The organism is Devosia rhizoryzae (assembly GCF_016698665.1).
Lineage (GTDB): Bacteria > Pseudomonadota > Alphaproteobacteria > Rhizobiales > Devosiaceae > Devosia > Devosia rhizoryzae.
In genome coordinates this window covers 2,326,468-2,347,422 of record NZ_CP068046.1, presented here as the reverse complement: position 1 = coordinate 2,347,422, position 20,955 = coordinate 2,326,468, and the positions used below count along the sequence as shown (strand labels likewise).

Here is a 20,955-nt window from a genome sequence, read left to right as displayed (position 1 = left end):
TAAAAACTATCAAAGGCAAGTTTGACGATGATCGATAATGTTATCTAGCAGTCATGACGACTGACACCGCTTTTGTGCTAAGCAAAGAGCGCCTCGTCAGGGGAATTCAGTAACTGGTTCGGTGCGAAAAGATCTTTAAACCTCTGAAGCAGCGGAATTTCAACTTCTGCCCTGAGAGTGGGTAGAAGGCTGCTCCTGGTGAATGACGGGAGTATTCACGCATCACGCGTGACATTTGGCTTTAGGGGGTATGCGCGGCTACGAAGCTTCTCGTGCTTTTTGCTCGAGAGGTGCTGTTGGGCAGTAGGTTCTTGCTGATGGTCAGCTCAACTGTATGGAAGAGGCAGCCTGCAAATTACTGGGCGGGTATTGGGGGTCGATGAACGTTGTAGCTCTCGAGAACAAGGATCTGTATGTTTGGACGTGTTAACGACCAGGAAGGAATAATGAAGGACCGTATGCATACCAAGGTCGCCGACAGCTTCGGCCTCTTCAGCGTCGACCTAATCAGCGTTTCTGACGTGAGCCGCACGGTCATTAGTCTATTGGGTGTCGCGACTATACCAAGTTCACGTCGTCTTCACTGATATAACAAAAAAGGCGTACCATTTGAACGGGGGAACTTAGCGCGCATAGGGAGGGCCGCAATGCACAGTCCGCGCTCAGCCATCTTTTGTCCGAAGCCATATGCTTAGCAACAATCTACGGCCGGCCTGGGCGCTGCAAACAAATCTGTTTGTCTGGCTATAATTTTTTCGCCTTCACCTTTGTGGTGCTGTCTGCGTGCGCTGACGCAGGTGATATAGACGCTGGTTTCGAGGATTGGAACGCTGTCTTTTTCTGCATCACTGCGCAAAGTGCGTCTGCCGCGGCGTTCAGATCAGATGGACTACCTTCGACAAATTTATGCTGTGAAGCGGCAGCTATTGGAGTCTCAAAACACCACATGATACCACTTTGTGTACCCAACATCTCCGGAAACGAGGGGAAGTATCTGGCCGAATGCGTCACTTCGACCTTCGTATCTACGATTGGCCCCTTCGTGACACGCTTCGAAAAAATGGTTGCCGAAGCTGCTGGATCTCGCGGCGCCGTCGCAACGTCGGCAGGAACAACTGCGCTCCACGCGGCGCTTGTTGCTGTGGGTGTCAAACGCGACGACATTGTCATTTGCCCGGCTCTGACGTTCATCGCATCGGCCAACGCGATCTCGCATGCAGGCGCGACGCCCTGGTTGTTCGACGTCGACTGGTCGAGCTGGACCATTGATCCGATAGTCGTAGCACATGAGCTGGCAAACGGCACTGAACGGCGCGGCGGCGAGCTTATCCATATTGAAACTGGCCGGCGAATATCCGCTATTCTACCCGTTTTCACGCTCGGTATTCCCGCGGACATGGATGCAATCATCGGGATCGCGCGTGATTATGGACTGAAGGTCGTGGTGGACGGCGCCGCGGCACTCGGAGCGATCTACAAGGGCAATATGTCCGGCGCGCTCGGCGCAGACCTGACCATGTACTCCTTCAACGGCAACAAGACGGTTACAGCCGGTGGGGGCGGAGCGGTGGCGGGTGATGACGAGGCACTGCTTACCCGTTTCCGCCATCTGACGACCACCGGCCGGGTCGGTGCCGACTATGACCATGACGTTGCCGCTTTCAACTACCGTATGACCAACCTACAGGCAGCGGTCGGCTGCGCCCAGATGGAGCGGTTGGATGATTTCGTCGCTGCCAAGCGCCGCATTGCGGCACGATACGAGGATGCCTTTTGGAACATTGAGGGTATAAATAATTTTCCTGAACCGGATTGGGCGGGAAGTGCAGCCTGGTTCTCAGGCTTCGCTTTCCATGACGATGATGCGGGCGAAAGAAGCTACGCGCTGAGGGCGCATCTGCGTGAGGAAGGCATTGACGCGCGACCTTTCTGGAAGCCAATGCACAACCAGAAGCCCTATTTCGATGCGCCTCGCAGTCCGATGCCCGTAACTGACCGGCTCTGGCCGGGCGTTGTGACGCTCCCTTGTTCCACGCATTTAGCAGAGGCCGAACAGGACAAGGTCATTGAGACCGTCCTCAATTGGTTCCACGGTAAGCATTAACGGTCTGCGAACATCTTCACGGTGAGCCGCGAGTCGATAGGAACGTCACGTAGCCTGGTGACGATCCTTTCGGCGGCGTTCCCGTCACCATAGGGATTTGTCATCCCGATGAGTGATGCGCGGAATGCGGGATCAATTGCTTTCTTGACTGCGGCCTCTATGGATGCTGCGTTGGCCGGGCAGTCGATAACGTTGGCAGCGCGAGTGCGGCCCATCTGGCGATCGCCGATATTGACTGCGGGCACTCTAAATCCAGGCGTTTCAATCAACCCGCTAGAGGAGTTCCCTATGACCGCTCGCGCCTCGCGCAGCATGGCCAGGTAATTGAGCGAGCCAAAACTTTCTACCAGCCAAGCCCGTCCGGTCCGCGGTGAGAGAAAATCGGCGAAGAGGTCGCGGATCACGTCGCTCTCGACGTCAGCATTGGGTGCCGTCAGAACGACCGGAAGGTCCAGCGCTTCAAGCGCGGCAAGAAGTGAGCGGGTCTGCTGTTCAGCTTCTCCAAATTGGTTAGTGACGGGATGGAAGGTGACCAATAGCGGTGGCTGGTCAAGTGGCAATCCGAAGCGCGCTGAAAGCGTTGCGCGATCTGGCAATCGCGCCTTCAAGATAGTATCGAGCGCCGGGGCTCCGGAGACTGTGACGCGCCAATCCTCTTCACCAAGCTGACGGATGCGGCGCGCATAGTCTTCTGTTGCAGCGAAATGTAGGTGCGCCATCTTAGTGATCGCATGGCGGAACCTCTCGTCGATCGCGCCCAAGGAAACCTCACCACCGTGAATATGTACGATGGGGATGTTGAACGGTACGCACGCCGCGGTAATCGCAAACATTTCGAACCGATCACCAAGCACCACCACCATGTCGAAGCCTCCCTTGGCTAGCAAAGCACCGGTGCCGGAAAGCGCCGCCGCCATTGCCTCGGCTACCGCAGCGCGGCTCGACGTTGCATCCGGTAACGCAACTCGGGTCGCGATAGGACGACCATCTGCTTCGATTTCCTGCACGGTTGCCCCACCGTCAGCTGACAAATGCTGGCCGGTGACGAGCAGCTCATAGCCCAACCCCGGTTCAACCTCGATTTTGTCGAGAATTGGCCTGTAAATCCCGTAGTCGGAACGGCCGGCCGTGGCGATCACAAATCTGCGCATATCGTCTCTCCGTAACTTATCGCACGCGCCACGCATGATGTGTGCGGAATTAGCACGGGAACAGCATTACGCTGACGGAAAACCAAGCGCCACAAAACAGCTAACCCGCAGGCAGTTTATACATCGGGGGAAATGCGCCTTATCGTAAAGCGTTTGAGCGGCGCCTTTCGTCTACTGCTGTCTAGACTCGTCCTCACGTCGCAGACGGTATCGTTGGCGCAACGCGGCAAAGTGCCCATGGTTTGGGCGGATCAACTCGGGTCAGCCCTTGTGTCCTGAGGTAAGGTTGTGAGGCTGCAGTTACAAATAGATTAGGAATCTAGTCGCGGTGTTCACTTCCTTGATCAGACGATCTCGCGGTGAGCGTTAAGCAAGTCGTTAGCATGCCACTTATCAACAGAGGATAGCGAAGCTTTCAGCCGCGAGTGATAGCGCCGGATCGAACGAGATCAGCATGTACAGCTACAAAATTCACCCTTCACTTCGGCCAAGTGGTCATGACTAGCGATAAGCGCGACTGCACACTATCTGCGGAGCTCTGCTCAGCCAGCTTTATCATTATGCTGCGCCAAGCTGGCGGCTACTCGTACCAGATAACACCCGACATCTCTACTCGAGCGCGCTATCGCAAGCATCGAGCAAAGTGCCTGACTTCCGACGTGCTTACGCTTCAATCAAGCTGGTCGAACACCCAATACGAAGATTACATAGCCGCTCTCGCGCAAACGCCTCTGCAACTAGGTTAATCGCCAATGCAAAAACCTGAATGCCGATTTTGCCGGAGCAACGGGCTGCTCAGTGACGGCGCTCTTGCCGAAAATGCGTCCTTCTTCCTCCTGGCCAGCATCGATCCGGAAACACCGCACGGTGTCATGATCATCACGCATCGACACATTGAAACTCCTTTCGAGCTGAACTCTGAAGAATGGCTGGCACTCCCCAATATGCTGGAGAGCGCAAAAGCTCATTTGTCCAAGTGGCGGCCTGATGGATACACCATCGGCTGGAATGTAGGGCGCGCTGGGGGTCAGAGCGTAGCCCACGCGCACCTGCATGTTTTCGCCCGCATCGCTCTGCCTGGCGTTTTCAACTTAAGCATTAGGAGCATGCTGAAGAAGACTGCAGGCGCCGAGCTCGATCTTCTGCCCTCCCGACGTTGTTAGATTGCCGTCATGTGTGGCCTTTCGCCAGTTCATCACCCTTGATCACATCCCAGTAGCGACGGCGGTGGATCGGCGCGACATCGGAGACATTGATCGCTTTCATGTCTGCCTTTTTGGCAAACGCCCGAGTCAGTCAGACGGTCTGCCGATCGTGATGCCAAGGTTCGTGGCGCCTCCAGGATCTAGCGGGCGTCCACACAACCACCCCATATTACAGCACGAGCTGAAGCGCCCGCGGGACTTGCGGTTCATCGTCATACCTCTATGTGTTGGATTGGGTGGTGTTGGTGAGGGTGCCTACTTGGGGCGTCAGAGTTGCACGCTAGCCTTTGACATGCGAAATGACGCACCGTTCCGCGGTAGGGAATTTCAGAGTGGACTCAATGGAACGAACGCCCGCCGGCCGGCGCTGGATGGCCGGTGCTCTATGCAAAGGGACGCAACGGTGTCTCCAATATTTGTCCAGCAAGCGCCACGTCCGAGTGGGTCGCGAGCAAGTACCAAATCAGCAAGTTATCTCCGTGCTTGTCACTCCCGCGGTTGTTGAGGGCGGCGAAAATATGCGAAAGAGCTCCGAAGTATCGCAGCAATGATTTTCAGCTCCGATGCCTTTATCTTTTTGTTTCTGCCCATATGGCTGATTTTGTTTTCGGCCTTCTCGGCCTGGGCCAAGAAGTGGACGAACCTACTAATACTTGCTGTCTCGCTTGCGTTCTACGGCTTCTGGGACGTGGCATTTCTGCCAATAATCGTGGCGTCCATTGTAGTAAATTTCGCCTTTGTGGCGGCGTTGAAGCGCAGACGTAGAACCCCACTCATCGTCGCTGGCGGGGTACTGTTCAACCTAATCTTGTTGGGTTGGTTTAAGTACCAATGCTTCTTCGCATCCATCTTAGGGGTGAACCTTTGCGATCCTTTGACCGCTTCGCAGCACCTGCCGCTGGCCATTTCGTTTTTTACGTTTCAGCAGATTGCATATCTGGTCGACATTCACCGCCACGAAGACGCCGATGAGAAAACGCCCAGCCTGGTCGACTACGCGGCCTTTGTTTCATTCTTTCCCCACCTGATTGCCGGTCCAATCACTCGCTCCAATGAGTTGCTGAAGCCGCTCGAACAACGCGCTTACCATATCTCCGCCGGCACAATGGAAATCGGCTTAGCCGTCTTCCTCGTCGGTTTTTTCAAAAAGGTCTTTATAGCTGACCCACTTGCCCTAGTGGCGAACCCTATCTTCGCGGCAACCGAGGTCGGTGTCGTGGATGGACTTTCTGCCATCATCGGCGTCGTGGCCTTTACGCTCCAGATATATTTCGATTTTAGCGGCTATTCCGAAATGGCGGTGGGTCTAGGGCTGATGGTCGGCATCCAGCTTCCGTGGAACTTTGCTACACCCTATGCGGCAGCTTCCCTGATCGATTTTTGGAGGCGCTGGCACATAACTTTAAGCACGTTACTTCGGGACTACCTTTACATATCCCTTGGAGGTAGCCGCGTTGGACCGTTCCGAAGGCATTACAATCTGATGGCCACTATGTTGATCGGCGGATTGTGGCATGGGGCAAGTTGGAACTTTATAATCTGGGGCGGACTGCACGGGTGCTTTCTGGTGGCAAACCACTTGCTCCGCCAAGCAAACGTGATCTCACTCCCCTATTGGCTTGGAGTTCTGGCAACCAACATCCTTGTCGCTTTCGCTTGGATATTCTTCCGCTCCCCGACATTCGATGGAGCGTCGAACATGATAATGTCCTTGCTCACGACCTGGGATGTTGATGCTGCATCGGTCTATTTGGCCGCGTTCGGGGACCATTTCATGCTCCCAACTACAAGTTCGCTGGACGTCATCGCGGGAGGCATTACATTCTTGGTTGCCGCCTACGTTCTCGCCTTAGGGGTGAGAACCCAAGAACTAATGGGATGGTACTCATCCCTCATGGGCGCCGATTTCGGCGCCAGGGCAATCATGGCGATCTTCGCCGCGTTGTTGATGGCCTATGGGATGTTCCTGCAAGCAGGTTCGGCCGTTGAGTTCATCTATTTCGATTTCTGAAGGTACGTCGATGCGATCAGCCGCAGTCCTTATGGTTTTTCTAGCAGCCTTCGGTTTGAGCAGCGCGAGATACATCGTCCCGGCCTACTCGTCGGCCACGACTTGGCTCGACAACGATGTTCAGCGCTTGCCTAACATCCGCGAAGTGACTGAGGAGTGCCGAGGCCCTTTTATCCGGAAGTTCCTCTCGCTTCAGGATTGGGACCGACCATCCATGCTCGTTTTCGGTGACAGCCAGTCCGTCGCAATGGGGGTGCCTAAGGAAAACACATGGAGTGAACATTTTAAAAACCGTGTGGCACCCGAGCTTCAGGTGATTAACCTTGCCGTTATCGACGGAAGGCCGGGGGACGCAGAGTTTATAGCGCGACAGGTACCAGGGGAGGTGGAGATTTCTGTGTATGGCCTCAATCAGTCTCACTTTGTTGGCGCTCAGCATCGGAACGTGCCCTCTGTTGAAGAGACGCCATTTGAGTTCCTGAGATGCGTTTCCGAAATGCGGCGTTTCTTGGCAATGACGCCCCTAAGCATCCCAGGAGCGGGATCTATCCCTGAGACATATTCAGCCGCCGACCTGCCCGCCGACCGCTACGACCTGACCATTGATGGCCCTGTGGTCCGGTCGGTTGTGCAGGCGGTGGCGGATACCGCCAGTCGCTCGGTGGTGTTTGTAGCCCCTAACAATTCGGAGGCATTCGATGCCTACGGCTACGATATCCCGCGCTATGCAGCAGACAGCGCCGGCTTGACCGAAGAGTGCAAAGCCGCCGATCCGCAGGTTCTATGCTTTAACATGTCGGGGCAACTGGGAATGGGCTCCTTCTACGATATCATCCATTTTAACACGCAGGGGAATGCTCGGTTCGGTGAACTGCTGGGGGAAAGATACTTCGCCAGTGCCCAGCCTTCGACTGGTAAGGCCCACTGATCACGCAGAGACCGCTCAAAGTGGCCGGGTCTATTCCTGTGCCAGCCCCGTCCTCAGTCCGTATAGCCAGATTTCGCTGGTTCCCTCGAGGATGTAGCCGGAGAACTGAGTCTTGCCCGCCAGCAGCGCGGTGGTGAGGACGAGCCCCACAGAAACAGCAGAAATCGCGGCGGCTTCTTGGGGCAACCCTTTAATGACCAGCCCGCCTGTCGGCGCTTCCGCAATTGTGTCCGGCTGAAGCCTTCACCCGCCCTTCCGAAAAGGGAACAGGAATCGCTCCGCGCCGAGTAAATCAGATTGCCATCATCGTCCGTGCCCCCGAACGAGGGCGTGCAGGTCATTCTTCCAGAGATAGCCGCACCAGTGGATGCGTCGCCGCATCTAACGACGATGGTGTTCGTCCCGCCGCCTACTAACGACGCAGCGCCGGTGATGACACCCACCCCTATCAAGATGTTTCCGACAGCTGAAGTTGTTGGACTTCGACTCTGGCCGACATGTAGACGCCGAACCCGCCGTTCGCCTCTGAGGTGCCGCCATTGAAGTGGTTGTACCAGGGCGAGGATCATGCCGGTATTGGTGACACCCTCGACGATTAGATTTTCCCAGAGGTTGGCGATGTACTGCGTCGCATGGTACTGCCGCTGCCTAGCTCTACTCCGAAAGCAGGCACAGCACCGTCCGAGAATGCGTCTGGTTGTGGCTGATCTGAACGCGAAGTCTGATTTTGAAGGCGACTCTTGTCGGCTTGCAGTCTATCAGACTGATGTCCTCCAAGGTGGTGTGGAGCGCCTTGCCTCTTCCAGGTGCTGCTTGTAACACCTTTCCTGCACAACAGCGCCTGCGAGGAGCAGCATTATAGCAATGAAGACATTCACAATTGCTGAGATCGGTGTCAATCACAACGGGAGCCTTGACCTTGCTCTCAAGCTCGTGGATGCCGCCGCCCAGGCAGGCGCTCAAGCAGCCAAGTTTCAAACCTTCAAAGCCGATGCTATCACTGCACGTAACACGGCGACGGTTACCTACCAGAAGAGCGCCGGCGGCGACGACCAGCATGCCATGCTAAAGAAGCTAGAATTGAGCGACGAAGACCATCGCAAAGTCGCGGCACACTGTGCGGCGCGCGGTGTGGAGTTTATGTCGACAGCCTTCGACGCAAAGTCTCTCGATCTGCTTTGCGCTATCGGTATCCGCCGTATTAAAGTGCCATCAGGCGAGGTAACCAATATACCTTACCTGAAGGACTGTGCGCGGCGTGGTCTGCCGATCATATTGTCCACAGGTATGGCCGATCTCGGCGAAGTGCGCGTCGCTATCGACATCCTGAAATCCGAGATGCCGACAACATTTTCCCACGACTCGGCCGGGTTACCACCTCTCGTGGTCCTACACTGCACTAGTGCCTACCCTACTGCGCTTGAGGATGTAAACCTCGGTGCCATGAAGACGATGGCTGCCGAATTTGGTGTAGCGGTGGGCTATTCCGATCATACGCAGGGCATCATCGTGCCGCCGATCGCCGTTGCCTCCGGCGCTCTGGTGATTGAGAAGCACATTACCCTGGACCGAACCATGGCCGGCCCGGATCATGGTGCCTCGCTGGAGCCGGGCGAACTGAAGTCGATGATTGAGTCCATTGCAAGGGTGGAGGCGATAGTCGGCGATGGCCGAAAGGAGCCCCGGCCTGCCGAGTTGGAGGCCCGCTCACTTGTCCGACGCGGGGTCAAGGCTGCCCGGGACCTGGATGTCGGTACGGTGCTGGGCGAGCACGACTGCGTACTCTTGCGGCCAGCCACGGGCATTTCCCCTGCTGACTTCACGCTGCTGCCCGGCAAGCGCCTTAAGCGCTCAGTTAAAGCCGGCGACCCGCTCGATTGGACAATGCTCGATTGACATCGATCGTTCAGCGAAGTAGCGCAATTACCATCTTAAGAATTCGAAAGCTCCTCGAATGATCAATGCCGATCCACGCAAAGAAGCGATCGACATGTCGCTCTACGGCCCGAACGCCACGCCCAGCCAGGCCAAATACGGTCTGCCACAGCACGTTCAGTTCTGCCGCAAATGCGTCATCTCCAATCAGCGACCCAATTCTGCGGTTGAGTACAAGCACACGGCCCAAAGCAAGAAGACCGTTATTGCATTCGATGAAGAAGGGGTATGCGACGCCTGCCGCAATGCGGAGCGCAAGCAGGCCTCTATCGATTGGGACCGCCGTCGTGCCGAACTCGTCGCTCTGTGCGACAAGTACCGCTCGCGCAACGGCTCCTATGATTGCCTTGTTCCTGGCTCCGGCGGCAAGGATTCGTTCTACCAGGCTTGGGTGCTGAAATATGAATTCGGCATGAATCCTTTGACCTGCACATGGGCCCCCCACATCTACACCGACTGGGGTTGGCGCAACTTCAACCGCTGGATTCATGCCGGGTTCGACAACTATCTGCTAACCCCCAACGGCCGTATAAAGCGCTTGATGACACGGCTGGCCGTGGAAAACCTATTCCATCCCTTCCAGCCGTTCATCATCGGCCAAAAGGGCTTTGCCCCAGCCTTCGCCGCCAAGATGGGAATTCCGTTGATCTTCTACGGTGAAAACGAGGCGGAATACGGCAACCCCATTGCCGATAATCAGAGTGCTAGGCGCGACTTCGAGTATTTCTCGATGGCGTCTGACGAGGAGACCTATTTGGGGGGCGTATCCGTTGCCGATCTGCAGTCGAGGTACGGTGTGCGTAAGGCGGACCTCTCGGCCTACATGCCGTCCGACCCGCGGCTGCTTGAAGAAAAAGGCATCGAGGTCCACTATCTTGGGTACTATCTCAAATGGCACCCGCAGGCGGCTTACTACTTCGCGGTCGAGAATGGAGGCTTTGAAGCCTCCCCTGAGCGCACGCCGGGTACCTATTCCAAGTACAACTCTATCGATGACCGCATTGATGATTTGCACTACTACACAACATACGTGAAGTTCGGCATTGGCCGTGCCAGCTACGACGCGGCACAGGAAATCCGCTCCGGTGACATCGAGCGTGACGAAGGTGTAGCGTTGGTCAAGCGCTATGACGGTGAGTTCCCCGAGCGTTTCGCCGAGGAATTGTTAGAGTACCTCAGCCTGCCGTCCGAGATATTTCCGGAAGCATCCGCCCAGTTCGAGGACCCGATCATGGATCGTGACTACTTCGACGCGCTCGCCAACCGATTCCGCTCACCGCATCTTTGGAGTTATGACAACGGTGAATGGCGACTGCGCCGTACAGTCTTTCAAGAAAACTGAGATGATTATATGAACAGGCGGCTTATCGCGCGGCTTGACGTGAAGATGGAACACCTGATCAAGGGCATCCACCTCGAGGGCTGGCGCAAAGTAGGCGATCCTAAAGGACGTGCCAAGCTCTACTACGAGCAGGGGGCCGATGAGCTTCTCTACATGGACGTCGTGGCGAGCCTTTATGGTCGCAACAACCTGTCTGGCATAGTGCGTGAGGTCGCTTCAGAAGTTTTCATTCCAATCACAGTTGGAGGTGGCATCCGCAGTCTAGAAGCAGTGCGCGAGATGCTTTCGGCGGGTGCTGACAAGGTGGCTATAAACACCGCCGCCACGCAAGATCCTGACATCCTTCGGGCCATTTCGGATACCTACGGTTCACAAGCCACTGTCCTGTCCATTGAAGCTAAAAAGCTTGCCGCCGGCGGCTGGGAAGCCATGACCGACAATGGCCGCAATCATTCAGGCCGCAACGCCATCGAATGGGCCGCGGAGGGGCAGAGGCTAGGTGCGGGCGAACTGCTGGTTACCTCGATCGATCAGGACGGGACCGGGCGCGGAATGGATGTCGCCCTAATCTCCGCGGTCGCGCGAGAGGTTGATATTCCGGTCATCGCATCAGGCGGGGTCGGCAGCACGCGCCACGTGGTCGACGTGCTTAAGAACCCTGACGTCAGCGCGATTGCGATCGCACGCGACCTACATCTTGACAAGTACACATTGGCAGATTTCCGGACCGCCTGCCATGACGCCGGCATTATGACGCGGCGCGTTAAGGGGGAGCAAGGGGCATGAGCGGCACCATAGTCGTCGACTATGGGATCGGCAACGTCTTCTCAGTTTGCAACGCCCTTCGAGCCATCGGTTGCGAGGCGGAACTGACGGACGACATTACAGCCATTCGCAAGGCAGACCGTGTCATCCTCCCTGGGGTCGGCGCTTTCGCTCGCGCAATGGCAGCGCTGCACGACAAAGGCATCTCAGATGCGCTGCGCGATTTTGTGCAAACCGGGCGACCGTTTCTGGGCATCTGCATCGGCATGCAGGTACTCATGGACCGATCGAGCGAGTTCGGCGACACCGAGGGGCTCGGCTTTGTGCGTGGTACTGTGGAGCGCATAGCTTCAGAGAGCCCGTTTGGACAGCCCTTGCGCGTACCCCACATCGGCTGGGCTCCGCTTGCCCCGTCTCAGGGCTCGGAGCAGCGTTGGAAGGGTACAGTGCTTGACGGCGCGGACTATCCCGCTGATTCGGTGTACTTCGTCCACTCGTATCACTGCCGACCCGCCAATGCCGAAGAGCGCATCGCCCACATCGACTATGAGGGGCTTGAAGTCACCGCCGCGATCCGGCGCGACAATATTACCGGCCTACAGTTCCACCCAGAGCGCAGCAGCCGGGCGGGCCAAAAAATCCTCGAGCGGTTCCTCGCCCTATGAGCCAGCGGATTATCTGCATCGGAGGAGGCGGGCACGCGGTAGTTGTGATCGACACTTTACGAACTATCGCAGAAAGCTCGGGCGCAGATTTCGAGATTGCCGGCTTTACTGACCCGACGTACTCGGCGCAACCCATTCTAGGCGTACCGTGCATCGGCACTGACGCGGCCCTGTCGCGCCTCGTGCATGCCATGCGGCTCACCCACTTCATGGTAGCGGTCGGATCGATCAGCGGCGGCAGCGTCCTGCGTGCACGACTATTCGCTGCTGGAGAGGCCGCCGGTCTCGAGCCTTTTACGGCGATACACCCTTCTGCTCTCGTGGCCGGTTCAGCCCTAATCGGAGGCGGAAGCGTCATCATGGCAGGCGTAGTAGTTCAGCCGCGCACGAAAATTGGTCGCAACGTCATTGTCAATACGCGGGCGTCCATCGACCACGATTGCCTGATTGGCGATCATGTCCATGTAGCTCCCGGTGCTGTGCTGTCGGGCGGGGTTTCGCTCGAGAATGGCTGTCATGTGGGCGCGGGCGCCGTGGTCCTGCAGAGTCTGCGCGTTGGGCAAGGCGCGACTGTCGCCGGCGGTGCGACGGTTGTTCGCAGCGTGGGCGCCGGAGCTACAGTCATGGGAACGCCGGCTCGCTGAGCGCGATGGCGTTACAAGCCGGGAATGAAATGGATAGTAATACGCTGAAATCGATCACTCTTATCGAGACGCACAAGCTCGCCGACGCGGTCGCCTGTATCGAGGCGAGCGGCGGCCAGATCGCACTGGTCGTCGACGAAGGGTTCCGGCTGGTCGGCACGATCACCGATGGTGACATCCGCCGCGCGATCCTGCGCGGCGCGACGCTGGATTCGACCGCCGGCGACGTCATGCACCGCCACCCACGCTCCGTACCGCGCGGCACGCCGCTGGCCGAGATCGCCGCGATCCTGAAACGCGAGATGATCTTCCAGATGCCGGTGGTGGACGCCGAGGGCGTCGTGGTCGGCCTGCATCTGGCTGACGAAATCGAGCTTGCCGATCCCGCAGCACACCGCGTCGTCATTATGGCGGGCGGGCTCGGCACGCGCCTGCGCCCGATCACCGAGACGGTGCCCAAGCCGATGATCGAGGTCGGCGGCCGCCCGATCCTGGAACGCATCTTGGAGCGTTTTCGTGAGCAGGGCTTCCGCAAGATCTCGCTCTGCGTCAATCATCTGGCCGAGATTATCGAAAAGCATTTCGGCGACGGCGCGGCCTTTGGCGTTGAGATCGACTACGTCCGCGAGACCAAGCGCATGGGCACGGCGGGCGCGCTGTCGCTGCTCAGCGAGCGGTCGGAAAAGCCGCTGATCGTCATGAACGGCGACATCCTGACCTCGATCAATTTCGGCCAGATGCTGGCCTTCCACTATGAAAGCGCCGCGCTGGCTACTATGGGCCTCAACCGCTACCAGTACCAAGTGCCCTACGGCGTGGTCGACGTCAGGAACCACCACATCACAGGCTTCTCGGAAAAGCCGGTGTTCGATTTCTTCGTGAATGCTGGCATCTACGTCATCAGTCCCGAAATGCTGGACCTGATCCCGCCGGACCGCTTCTTCGACATGCCCTCGCTCTTCGACCAGGTTCACCCTGACCGCCGCGTCGCCTTCCCCTTGCACGAATACTGGCTCGACGTCGGCAAACCCGACGACCTAAACCGCGCGATAGACGAGTTTGGCAAAGGCGAGACGGGGGTGCCGACGTGAGAGGGCAAACCTCCACGGGCGGCTCCAAACGAAATATGTTCATCCGTGAGCGCCTGGAGCGGGTCCGGCAACCGGCGATTTTTGGGTTAGCAGCCGCTGTCAGTCGCGCAGGGGGGATCCTCGCGGTTCCTATCGCCGCTCAGGCGCTGTCGCTGGAGGAACTGGGCTATTACGCGATCTGCGTCGCCTTCATACAGCTTCTGTGTCAAATGCTTTCGCTCGGCGGTTCCGTCGCAGTTGCCAAGGCCGGCGCGGATGACATCAATAATGCTCGCTCTCTTGCGGTTCGCTTCTCGCTGGTCGCGGCAGCGCTTGCTGGACTGTTTTTTGTTGCCGGAGTGACAAGTCAGCACCGGTTCGGGCTTCTGGCCGGGCTTATCGCACTGATTTCGGCCTTGGAGGCCCACCAGCAGCTTTATCAGCTTGTCATTCGTGCGCAGGAACGCGAGAGCCTCTTTCTGGCGACCTCGACGCTAAAGGCGTTTGCTTGGCCGATTGGGCTTCTCGCCTATGTCTTTGCGGTTCAAAAAGGCCGCGCCGACCTACCGATCGAGTTGGTTCTCTGGTTCCAACTTGCCGTTTACGCTGCGGTCAGCTTCGTGTTCCTGATAGCATCCGGCACACGAGAGGGTGGACAGCCCGGCGTGGCAGGCCATTTTCGCGCTGCCGTGATCTTGTCCGTCCCGATGGTATTTCATTCGCTCGCGCAATGGGTGATGAGCAGCGCGGACCGCATAATACTCGGCCAAATGACTGACGGGGAAACGCTGGCGTTCTACAGTCTGGCCTACTCTTTGGCCTCGATCATGTTCGTCATCATCAGCGGAATGGCACTTTACCTGCCGCACGCGATCATGAAAAACGTGTCACGCTGGGGTGATCCTTTGTTTCGGCTTCGATTTCAGCGTTGGTACGCGGTCGTTTATGTCGTGTCATTTACCGTCCTGATGTTGGCCTACGCGTTCGATTACTCGGTGACCAACTTTTTGCGTTACCAAAATCCCGAGATGTTTCTTATTCTGGGTATCGTCGGCGCAGGTTTCGTATTTACCGGCGCGTACCATTTCTACGTCCCGTTTCTGTTTGCAGCCGGCCGGACGGGATTGGTCACGACCCAGACCTTGAAGGCCTGCGCCATGTATGCGCTGGCGATCGTCCCTTTGGTCCATTTTCTCTCTGCGATGGGAGCAGCAATCGGAACGATGTTGGTTTGGGTATACTACATGATGGCGATCAGAGTTCATGCTGTTGCATTTCTCAGCGAGCAAGGCATCGGCGATAACCAATTTCGCAGCGAGTTCGCAGTCGTGTTCGTTGCCTCGGCGACATGTCTGCTCGTTTCAATTGTATTGTGGGCTACGGTTGTCTCATGAGCGAGGGAAAGATATGTCGACAGCATGGTTGCTAGTTGAGATATTCTGACACTTGGATATGGTTTTCCGTATACTAGATGTATCCAGCAAGTAGATTTGTTCGACAGGGGGGCTGAATGAACTTTGCGTCCTTTAGGTCATTGCAGCGACACATATCCTGGATTTCGCAGTCGGTATTATTTATTTTTCTGATTTCGGGCGTCCTGTACCTTTTTTTTCCTGATCAACACTACAATCCATCGGGATGGGGGGTGCTGGTCAAGTACGTTCTCTATTTGGTTCTGCTCGGCTTTCTGGCTATCTATATCGCGACCAACGGGATTTTTTCGATCAAGTCGATCCTGATCGGTTTGGCGTGGGTGGTTGCCGTCTTGATTGGAGTGATGGCAGGCGCCGAACTTGAGCGCGCGCTGTTGTATCTTATTCCTATCGCCGCTTTGCTCGCGCCGCCGTCGTTTCAGGCGCGAGCCGGTCGTTTAGCATTGCCGATACTTCTGTTGACTGCTGTTGGCGCAGTGTACGAGTATTTCATTTTGGGCGGTTTCGCGCGTTTTCATCCGACGTCTTACCGTGGTGTTTCGATCTTTATCAATCCGAACAATCTGGGAATTGCGGCAACCGTGCTGACCGCCTACGTCATTTCAGTGTACCGCGGGCCTGTGCGGTGGCTGTCGTTGGCATTATGCGCGACATTGGTGATGTATTCTGGCTCCAAGACGGGTATGGCCATCCTAGTCGCGCTCGTCGTGTTGCTTGTGGCCAAAGACAATCTGTTGCGCATGGTCGTCTTCGGGCTGCCGATACTTGCCGCTGCGGCGGGCTTGGTTGCCCTTGGAATCGTCGCCGTACCGCTAGCCAGTACATGGGATCGAATCCGCCAGTACACCGAGTTTCTGACGAACGTAGATAATGTCGTCTTTCCGTTTCTGGATGGACGAGGCTATTACGCCGACAATGCATTCATCCAGATTTGGATAGAACTCGGACTGCCGGCCGTTGCTGTATATGCAGGCGCCTTGACATTTTGTAGCTTTCGAGAGCGCCTGAGAAGTCCGCTATGGGCCATCTTTGCATTAGCATCCCTTACGACGAATATCCCGTATCTGTTTCCGCTGGCTTACATGTTCTGGTTTCATGTAGGCACCCTTACTCGGCAGGCTGAGACGGCGCTCCCTGGAGGATTGAGCGCGCGGAACGCATGTGCTCGATGAACGCGATACTACCGTTCGATTGCTGAATTAAGGATACACAAGACCTTGAAATCGAGAACGATTCCGGTCCCGTTGACGATATAGGGCGAGGCATCCCTCTCAGTTCTGTCCATGAGCGAAGCACGTCGTCGGCATGGAAGCGATGTCTATGTCGATCAAACGAGAACTTGGCGACTGGCGGTATCTGCTACAGGCGCCGCTGGAAAGTCGCACAGCTAATCTGATTCCATCCCGGTTCCAGACGGCTGTAAGTGGCTCCCACCGGACGCACCAAGACGAACATACCGACCGAGTGAGTGTTAATAATCCCGAAAACAACGACCGTCGCACCCGGCTCGCACCGGTGCAGAAGCGCGCGCTTGGGACGTTGGCCCTTACCTTTCGAGCAGCTCCGGCATGATGTCGAGGCCGATGATCTCCGTATCTAGCACCTCGCGGCTTAGGTAGTGAGCAAAATCTCGTGCCGCACATCCAACGTCTAGAACCCGTCTCCGACGCTCCTTCGCGAATACCAGCGCTTCAGTGAGCGCGAATTTGAAGCTCTCTTTTGGCTCGTCATAGCGACCTTGAGTCAGGTAAGGAGTGTCATGCGTTGGTCGGTCGCAGTGGTTGAACTGCTTCGGGTATCGAACCGACAGCCACATTGACTTGACTGTCCGACATGTCCCTGTCGTGGATGAACGTTGGAATCCCGGCGTCCCGATACTGCAGGCCTAGGGTTGATTGATACGAAAATACGAACTCGCATCTCGGGAAGACGCCGGGTTCATCCCACACCAGCGTTACAGCCTCAATATCTGCGTTCACGCTGCGCGCGGTTGGATGCGGTTTGTATATGAACTGCACGTCGGGGCGCGCCTTTCGCGCGGCATGGAGGAACCGCAGCTGGTTGACGTCGTGTTCGGGATGGCCGACGATGACCACCCTTGTAGGACCGTTGCCAGCCTTCGCGCCGGCTAATCTGATAGAGTTGTCGAGAAAGAAGACTTCGACTGCCTCCACAGCTTCTGGTGACAGAATGAACTGTTTGAATAATGCCGCTTCTTGTCGATTGTAAACGTGGAGCGTATCGACGGAGCGCAGCTTGGTCGGCAGACGCCGCCAAGCTTCGATTCCATGCTGCGCAATCGCTACGCTACGCCCTGTTTGTCGGGCAAGCCGGTCGATCAGGATCGCCCAGCGGTCGTAATGGTTCGCCATTACCATGCGGTTGCACTGAATCTTCTCAAGCGCGCGGGCGACGCAAATCCATCGAAAGAGAGTGTAGGTTTGCAGGTGCCAATCGGCGAACATGCCCTTGCGGTCGGCGATCCGTCGCGCGATGGCGATCGCGTCGAGGAGACAGTTGAGAAGGTCACGGCGCGTGAGGACGTCCCCGATCGTGATCCGGTATGAATGGGGGACGCCGTTCGGATATCGCTGCCATGGCACCGTGAAGGCGGTTGCGGTCGTCCCCTGTGCATTTGCAATGAGTTGCGGTGCCAGCGCTGAAAGGAGGATATGAATAGACGGTCCGGCAGCGGCCGGTTCGGACGACGCTGCATTGCGTACCAGCGACAGATATTGCCGGATGAAGAAAGGGATGAAGAGCCCGAGCTTCCAGATGCCTCGCAGCAGTCGCGCACCCGATGATGATAGGCGAGGAGCCCCCTTCAGTCGCGGCCAGATGCCAGACAGGCGAGGAAGGAACCCGAAATCCTCTGGACGAGCGCCGACGGCCTTATAGCCATCGATATCCACCTCGATCTCATTGCGCAGCGCGCGCAGATAGATTGCCGCGAGTTGTAACCGACTGATCCTCTGACGAAGCAAACTGTTAGTTCTCCAGATCAAGGTCAGGGCCGGACCGTAACGCCACCCTATAGACACATTTCCGCGCATCCTTCAACCTCGGCGGTCGGTTTTGAGGTCACGCTTAGCAGCCCAACGATATCGCCATAGAAACCTACGGCGCTTCGGCACGGCTGGAGCGCACCCAATTTTGACCGGACAGTCTGCATAGCCGATAAGGCATAGGCATGCGCCTATGAGTACCGACTATATCCAAGAGTACCGACGAGCCGTTTCGACAGGCCGAAGTCATCACCTCTGTGCAGCGCCGCCGGCGCTGGTCTGTCGCTGAGAAGGTGCGACTTATTGAGCAAGCCATGCAGCCGGGTATGAGCGTTCCCTATGTGGCTCGCCAAGCTGGCATTTCTCCTTCCCAGCTCTTCGCTTGGAAGCGTCGGATGCTAGAAGGCGGCCATGCGGCGGTTCAGGCCGATGAAGATGTTGTTGGCGCCTCCCAGGTCCGCGATCTGGAGAAGCGGGTGCGTGATCTCGAGCGCATGCGGGGCAGGAAGACCATGGAGGCCGAGATCCTCAGGGAAGCCCTTGATCTCGCCTGCCCAAAAAAAACGGACCTCGCCCTTGCTGTCGTGGAGCAATCCCGAGGACGATACCCAATGAGCGCCATTGCTCGCACTCTAGGTGTCTCTAGGTCCAACCTCATCGAGCGCGCAGCAAGCCCTCAAGGGTCAGAGGTTCCTATCGCAAGCCGAGGATGTTACCCTTCTTGCCGAACTGCGCCCGATCATCGACCAGCGCCCCACCTATGGCTATCGTCGCGTGACGGCATTGCTGAACCGGCAGCGGGTTAAGGAAGGCAAGCCCGTCGTCAACACCAAACGGGTCCTCAGGATTATGCAGCAACTGGCTCACCATTCAAAAGCATACAGCCCTCCGGCCCATCCGCACCCACGACGGCGTCGTCGTTGCCTTGCGCTCCAACATCCGCTGGTGCTCCGATCACCGGGTGATCCATGCTCGCAATGGCGAAGTAGTCCGCATCGTCTTCATCATCGACGCCTGTGATGGCGAGATCATCGCCTGGTCAGCCGTTGCCAATGCTGGCATCTCGGGCGAGATGGTCTGTGATCTGATGATCGCTGCGGTCGAGCGCCGCTTCCGCACACTCAAGGTCCCACATCGGCTCAAATGGCTGTCATACAACGGCAGCGCCTATATCGCCCGAGAGACCGCGCAGGTGGCCGCGGCACTAGGGATTGACCTACCTTTTACACCGGTCAGAAGCCGCAAAGCAGCGGCATGTCCGAGGCCTTAGGCAAAACCCTGAAAAGGGCTTACGCCTCTACCGTCATCCTTCGGAAGCCGAGACTATCATGGCCTTGCTGCCCGAATGGATCGACGATTACTGTGAGGTCCACCCGCACTCCGGGCTCAAGTTCCGCTCACCACGCGAGTTCCTGCGCCTCAGTGCCTAAACCCAACAGCCGACTGTCCGGTGAACCGGGGTCCACTCCAACGGCTTCATGAGCTATTCCGCTCCGCCGCATCGCGCAGCTTGGCCTCGAGCCCGCCTAGAAGGCGGGTACGGTCGAATTCGGCGAGGCCGTAGGCCTTGGCGTTGGCGCCCATAGCGGTGCGTTCTTGGGGTGTCATGCCAGCGAGGGCTTCGATGTTGCGGGCGAGCGCGGCGCCGTCGCCCGAGGGGCTGACGAGGCCGGCGCCAGCTTCCCGGATGATGCGGCCCCCTTCGCCGTCGAGCATGCCGAGGAGCGGCACGCCGGCGGCTAGATAGCTCTGCACCTTGCCCGGAATAGTCATCGCGAAAATCTTGTCGCGCTTGAGCGAGACGAGGAGCGCGTCGGCGGCCTTGAAGAAGGAGGGCATTCTTTCGAGCGGGAAACGGCCGAGCAGGATGACCCGGTCGGACAACCCGCGCAGCGCGACTTCCTTCTCCACCCAAGGGAACATGCGGCCGTCGCCGATGACGAACATTCGCACGGGGATATCTTTTCGCAGCGCGTCGGCGGCGTCCAGTATCGCCGGAAAATCCTGTGCTTCACCAACATTTCCAGCGAAAGCCACGTTGAAACTGTCTGAAAACCGGGTAATTTCGGCCGCTTTCGGCGCGGCTTCGAGACCCTGTTGAAAGATCGGCTCGGCCCAGCCGGGAAAATAGCTGACGGTGGCATTCGGACCGGCATAGGTGCGCACATTGTCCATGAAGGCGCGCGACTGGACGAGGATGTGGTCGGTGCGTTTGTAAATGTAGCTGACTAGATTGCCGACGATAGCGAGCAGGCGCGGCGACTTGACGACGCCCACCGCCTCCAGCGTCTCCGGCCACAGATCGAGGATCCACACGAAGAGCGGCGCGCGCTTCAGCCGGCGCTGGAGGATCGCGGGGAGGACGGCCGTGATCGGCGAGATCATGAAGACGAGGATGGAATCGAACCGGCGCCCGCGTAGCTTCCAGGCGCCGACCGTCAGACCGGAGAGGACAAAGCTGGCATAGTTCGCCATCAGCCGCAGGCTGCCCGAGCCGCGCGGCAGCATGGGCACGCGGATCACCTCGGCGCCTTCGAAATGCGCGAATTTCTCCGGGTCCGCGCGGTATTCCTCGAACACCTTGCCCGAAGGATAGTTCGGCAGTCCGGTGAGGATCGTCACCTGATGGCCGCGCGCGATGAGGTCGGACGCCAAATCGTTGACCCGGAAGTTCTCGGGCCAGAAATACTGCGACAG

General features: G+C 57.4%; 16 protein-coding genes and 1 pseudogene. 13 read left to right on the top strand and 4 right to left on the bottom strand.

Annotated features, from left to right (window positions below; all coding sequences use genetic code 11):
• The first annotated feature begins 736 nt into the window (after positions 1 to 736).
• Positions 737 to 2,104: a DegT/DnrJ/EryC1/StrS family aminotransferase gene (locus JI748_RS11535; protein WP_233280507.1), complete on the top strand. Its 1,368-nt coding sequence runs from the start codon at positions 737 to 739 to the stop codon at positions 2,102 to 2,104.
• Here the strand turns inward: JI748_RS11535 and neuC are convergent.
• On the bottom strand, positions 2,101 to 3,255 hold the full coding sequence (neuC, locus tag JI748_RS11530) for a UDP-N-acetylglucosamine 2-epimerase (RefSeq protein ID WP_201630734.1): 1,155 nt from the start codon (positions 3,253 to 3,255) through the stop codon (positions 2,101 to 2,103). The genes JI748_RS11535 and neuC overlap by 4 nt on opposite strands.
• A 752-nt stretch (positions 3,256 to 4,007) precedes the next feature.
• Between neuC and JI748_RS11525 the strand changes: the two genes are divergently transcribed.
• Positions 4,008 to 4,418, top strand: a complete 411-nt coding sequence (locus JI748_RS11525; protein WP_201630732.1) for an HIT family protein — start codon at positions 4,008 to 4,010, stop codon at positions 4,416 to 4,418.
• Positions 4,419 to 4,425: 7 nt separating this feature from the next.
• Here JI748_RS11525 and JI748_RS17545 read toward each other — a convergent pair whose 3' ends face one another.
• Positions 4,426 to 4,521: a hypothetical protein gene (locus JI748_RS17545; protein ID WP_325166872.1), complete on the bottom strand. Its 96-nt coding sequence runs from the start codon at positions 4,519 to 4,521 to the stop codon at positions 4,426 to 4,428.
• 486 nt (positions 4,522 to 5,007) lie between these two features.
• Between JI748_RS17545 and JI748_RS11520 the strand changes: the two genes are divergently transcribed.
• The 10 genes from JI748_RS11520 (at position 5,008) to JI748_RS11475 (ending at position 16,425) form a co-directional block, all read left to right on the top strand.
• Positions 5,008 to 6,471 carry an MBOAT family O-acyltransferase gene (locus JI748_RS11520; protein WP_201630730.1) on the top strand — a complete coding sequence of 488 codons (1,464 nt, stop codon included), beginning with the start codon at positions 5,008 to 5,010 and terminating at the stop codon, positions 6,469 to 6,471.
• Between the two features lie 31 nt (positions 6,472 to 6,502).
• On the top strand, positions 6,503 to 7,399 hold the full coding sequence (locus tag JI748_RS11515) for a hypothetical protein (RefSeq protein ID WP_210338805.1): 897 nt from the start codon (positions 6,503 to 6,505) through the stop codon (positions 7,397 to 7,399).
• A gap of 864 nt (positions 7,400 to 8,263) precedes the next feature.
• A complete protein-coding gene (gene neuB, locus JI748_RS11510; RefSeq protein WP_201630726.1) occupies positions 8,264 to 9,295 on the top strand; it encodes an N-acetylneuraminate synthase in 1,032 nt (343 codons plus the stop codon).
• 58 nt (positions 9,296 to 9,353) lie between these two features.
• Positions 9,354 to 10,676 (top strand): N-acetyl sugar amidotransferase, encoded by a 1,323-nt coding sequence (locus JI748_RS11505; RefSeq protein WP_201630724.1) that lies wholly within the window; start codon positions 9,354 to 9,356, stop codon positions 10,674 to 10,676.
• 9 nt (positions 10,677 to 10,685) lie between these two features.
• Complete coding sequence (gene hisF, locus JI748_RS11500) at positions 10,686 to 11,462, top strand: imidazole glycerol phosphate synthase subunit HisF (protein WP_201630716.1); 777 nt, start codon at positions 10,686 to 10,688, stop codon at positions 11,460 to 11,462.
• Positions 11,459 to 12,106, top strand: a complete 648-nt coding sequence (gene hisH, locus JI748_RS11495) for an imidazole glycerol phosphate synthase subunit HisH (RefSeq protein ID WP_201630714.1) — start codon at positions 11,459 to 11,461, stop codon at positions 12,104 to 12,106. Before hisF ends, hisH begins: the two co-directional genes overlap by 4 nt.
• Complete coding sequence (locus tag JI748_RS11490) at positions 12,103 to 12,750, top strand: acetyltransferase (RefSeq protein WP_267911590.1); 648 nt, start codon at positions 12,103 to 12,105, stop codon at positions 12,748 to 12,750. Before hisH ends, JI748_RS11490 begins: the two co-directional genes overlap by 4 nt.
• 29 nt (positions 12,751 to 12,779) lie before the next feature.
• Entirely contained in the window at positions 12,780 to 13,841 is a 1,062-nt protein-coding gene (locus tag JI748_RS11485; RefSeq protein ID WP_201630710.1) for a nucleotidyltransferase family protein, read from the top strand.
• 35 nt (positions 13,842 to 13,876) lie between these two features.
• Positions 13,877 to 15,214 carry a lipopolysaccharide biosynthesis protein gene (locus JI748_RS11480; RefSeq protein ID WP_201630708.1) on the top strand — a complete coding sequence of 446 codons (1,338 nt, stop codon included), beginning with the start codon at positions 13,877 to 13,879 and terminating at the stop codon, positions 15,212 to 15,214.
• A 116-nt stretch (positions 15,215 to 15,330) separates the two neighbouring features.
• Positions 15,331 to 16,425 (top strand): hypothetical protein, encoded by a 1,095-nt coding sequence (locus JI748_RS11475; protein WP_201630698.1) that lies wholly within the window; start codon positions 15,331 to 15,333, stop codon positions 16,423 to 16,425.
• A gap of 585 nt (positions 16,426 to 17,010) precedes the next feature.
• On the opposite strand, the gene JI748_RS11470 is transcribed toward JI748_RS11475, so the two are convergent.
• On the bottom strand, positions 17,011 to 18,237 hold the full coding sequence (locus JI748_RS11470; RefSeq protein WP_201630696.1) for a hypothetical protein: 1,227 nt from the start codon (positions 18,235 to 18,237) through the stop codon (positions 17,011 to 17,013).
• Between the two features lie 227 nt (positions 18,238 to 18,464).
• On the opposite strand from JI748_RS11470, the pseudogene JI748_RS11465 reads away from it, so the two are divergent.
• Positions 18,465 to 19,688, top strand: a pseudogene (locus JI748_RS11465) (IS3 family transposase).
• Positions 19,689 to 19,734: 46 nt separating this feature from the next.
• Here JI748_RS11465 and JI748_RS11460 read toward each other — a convergent pair.
• Entirely contained in the window at positions 19,735 to 20,913 is a 1,179-nt protein-coding gene (locus JI748_RS11460; protein WP_201630694.1) for a glycosyltransferase family 4 protein, read from the bottom strand.
• Between the last annotated feature and the right edge of the window lie 42 nt (positions 20,914 to 20,955).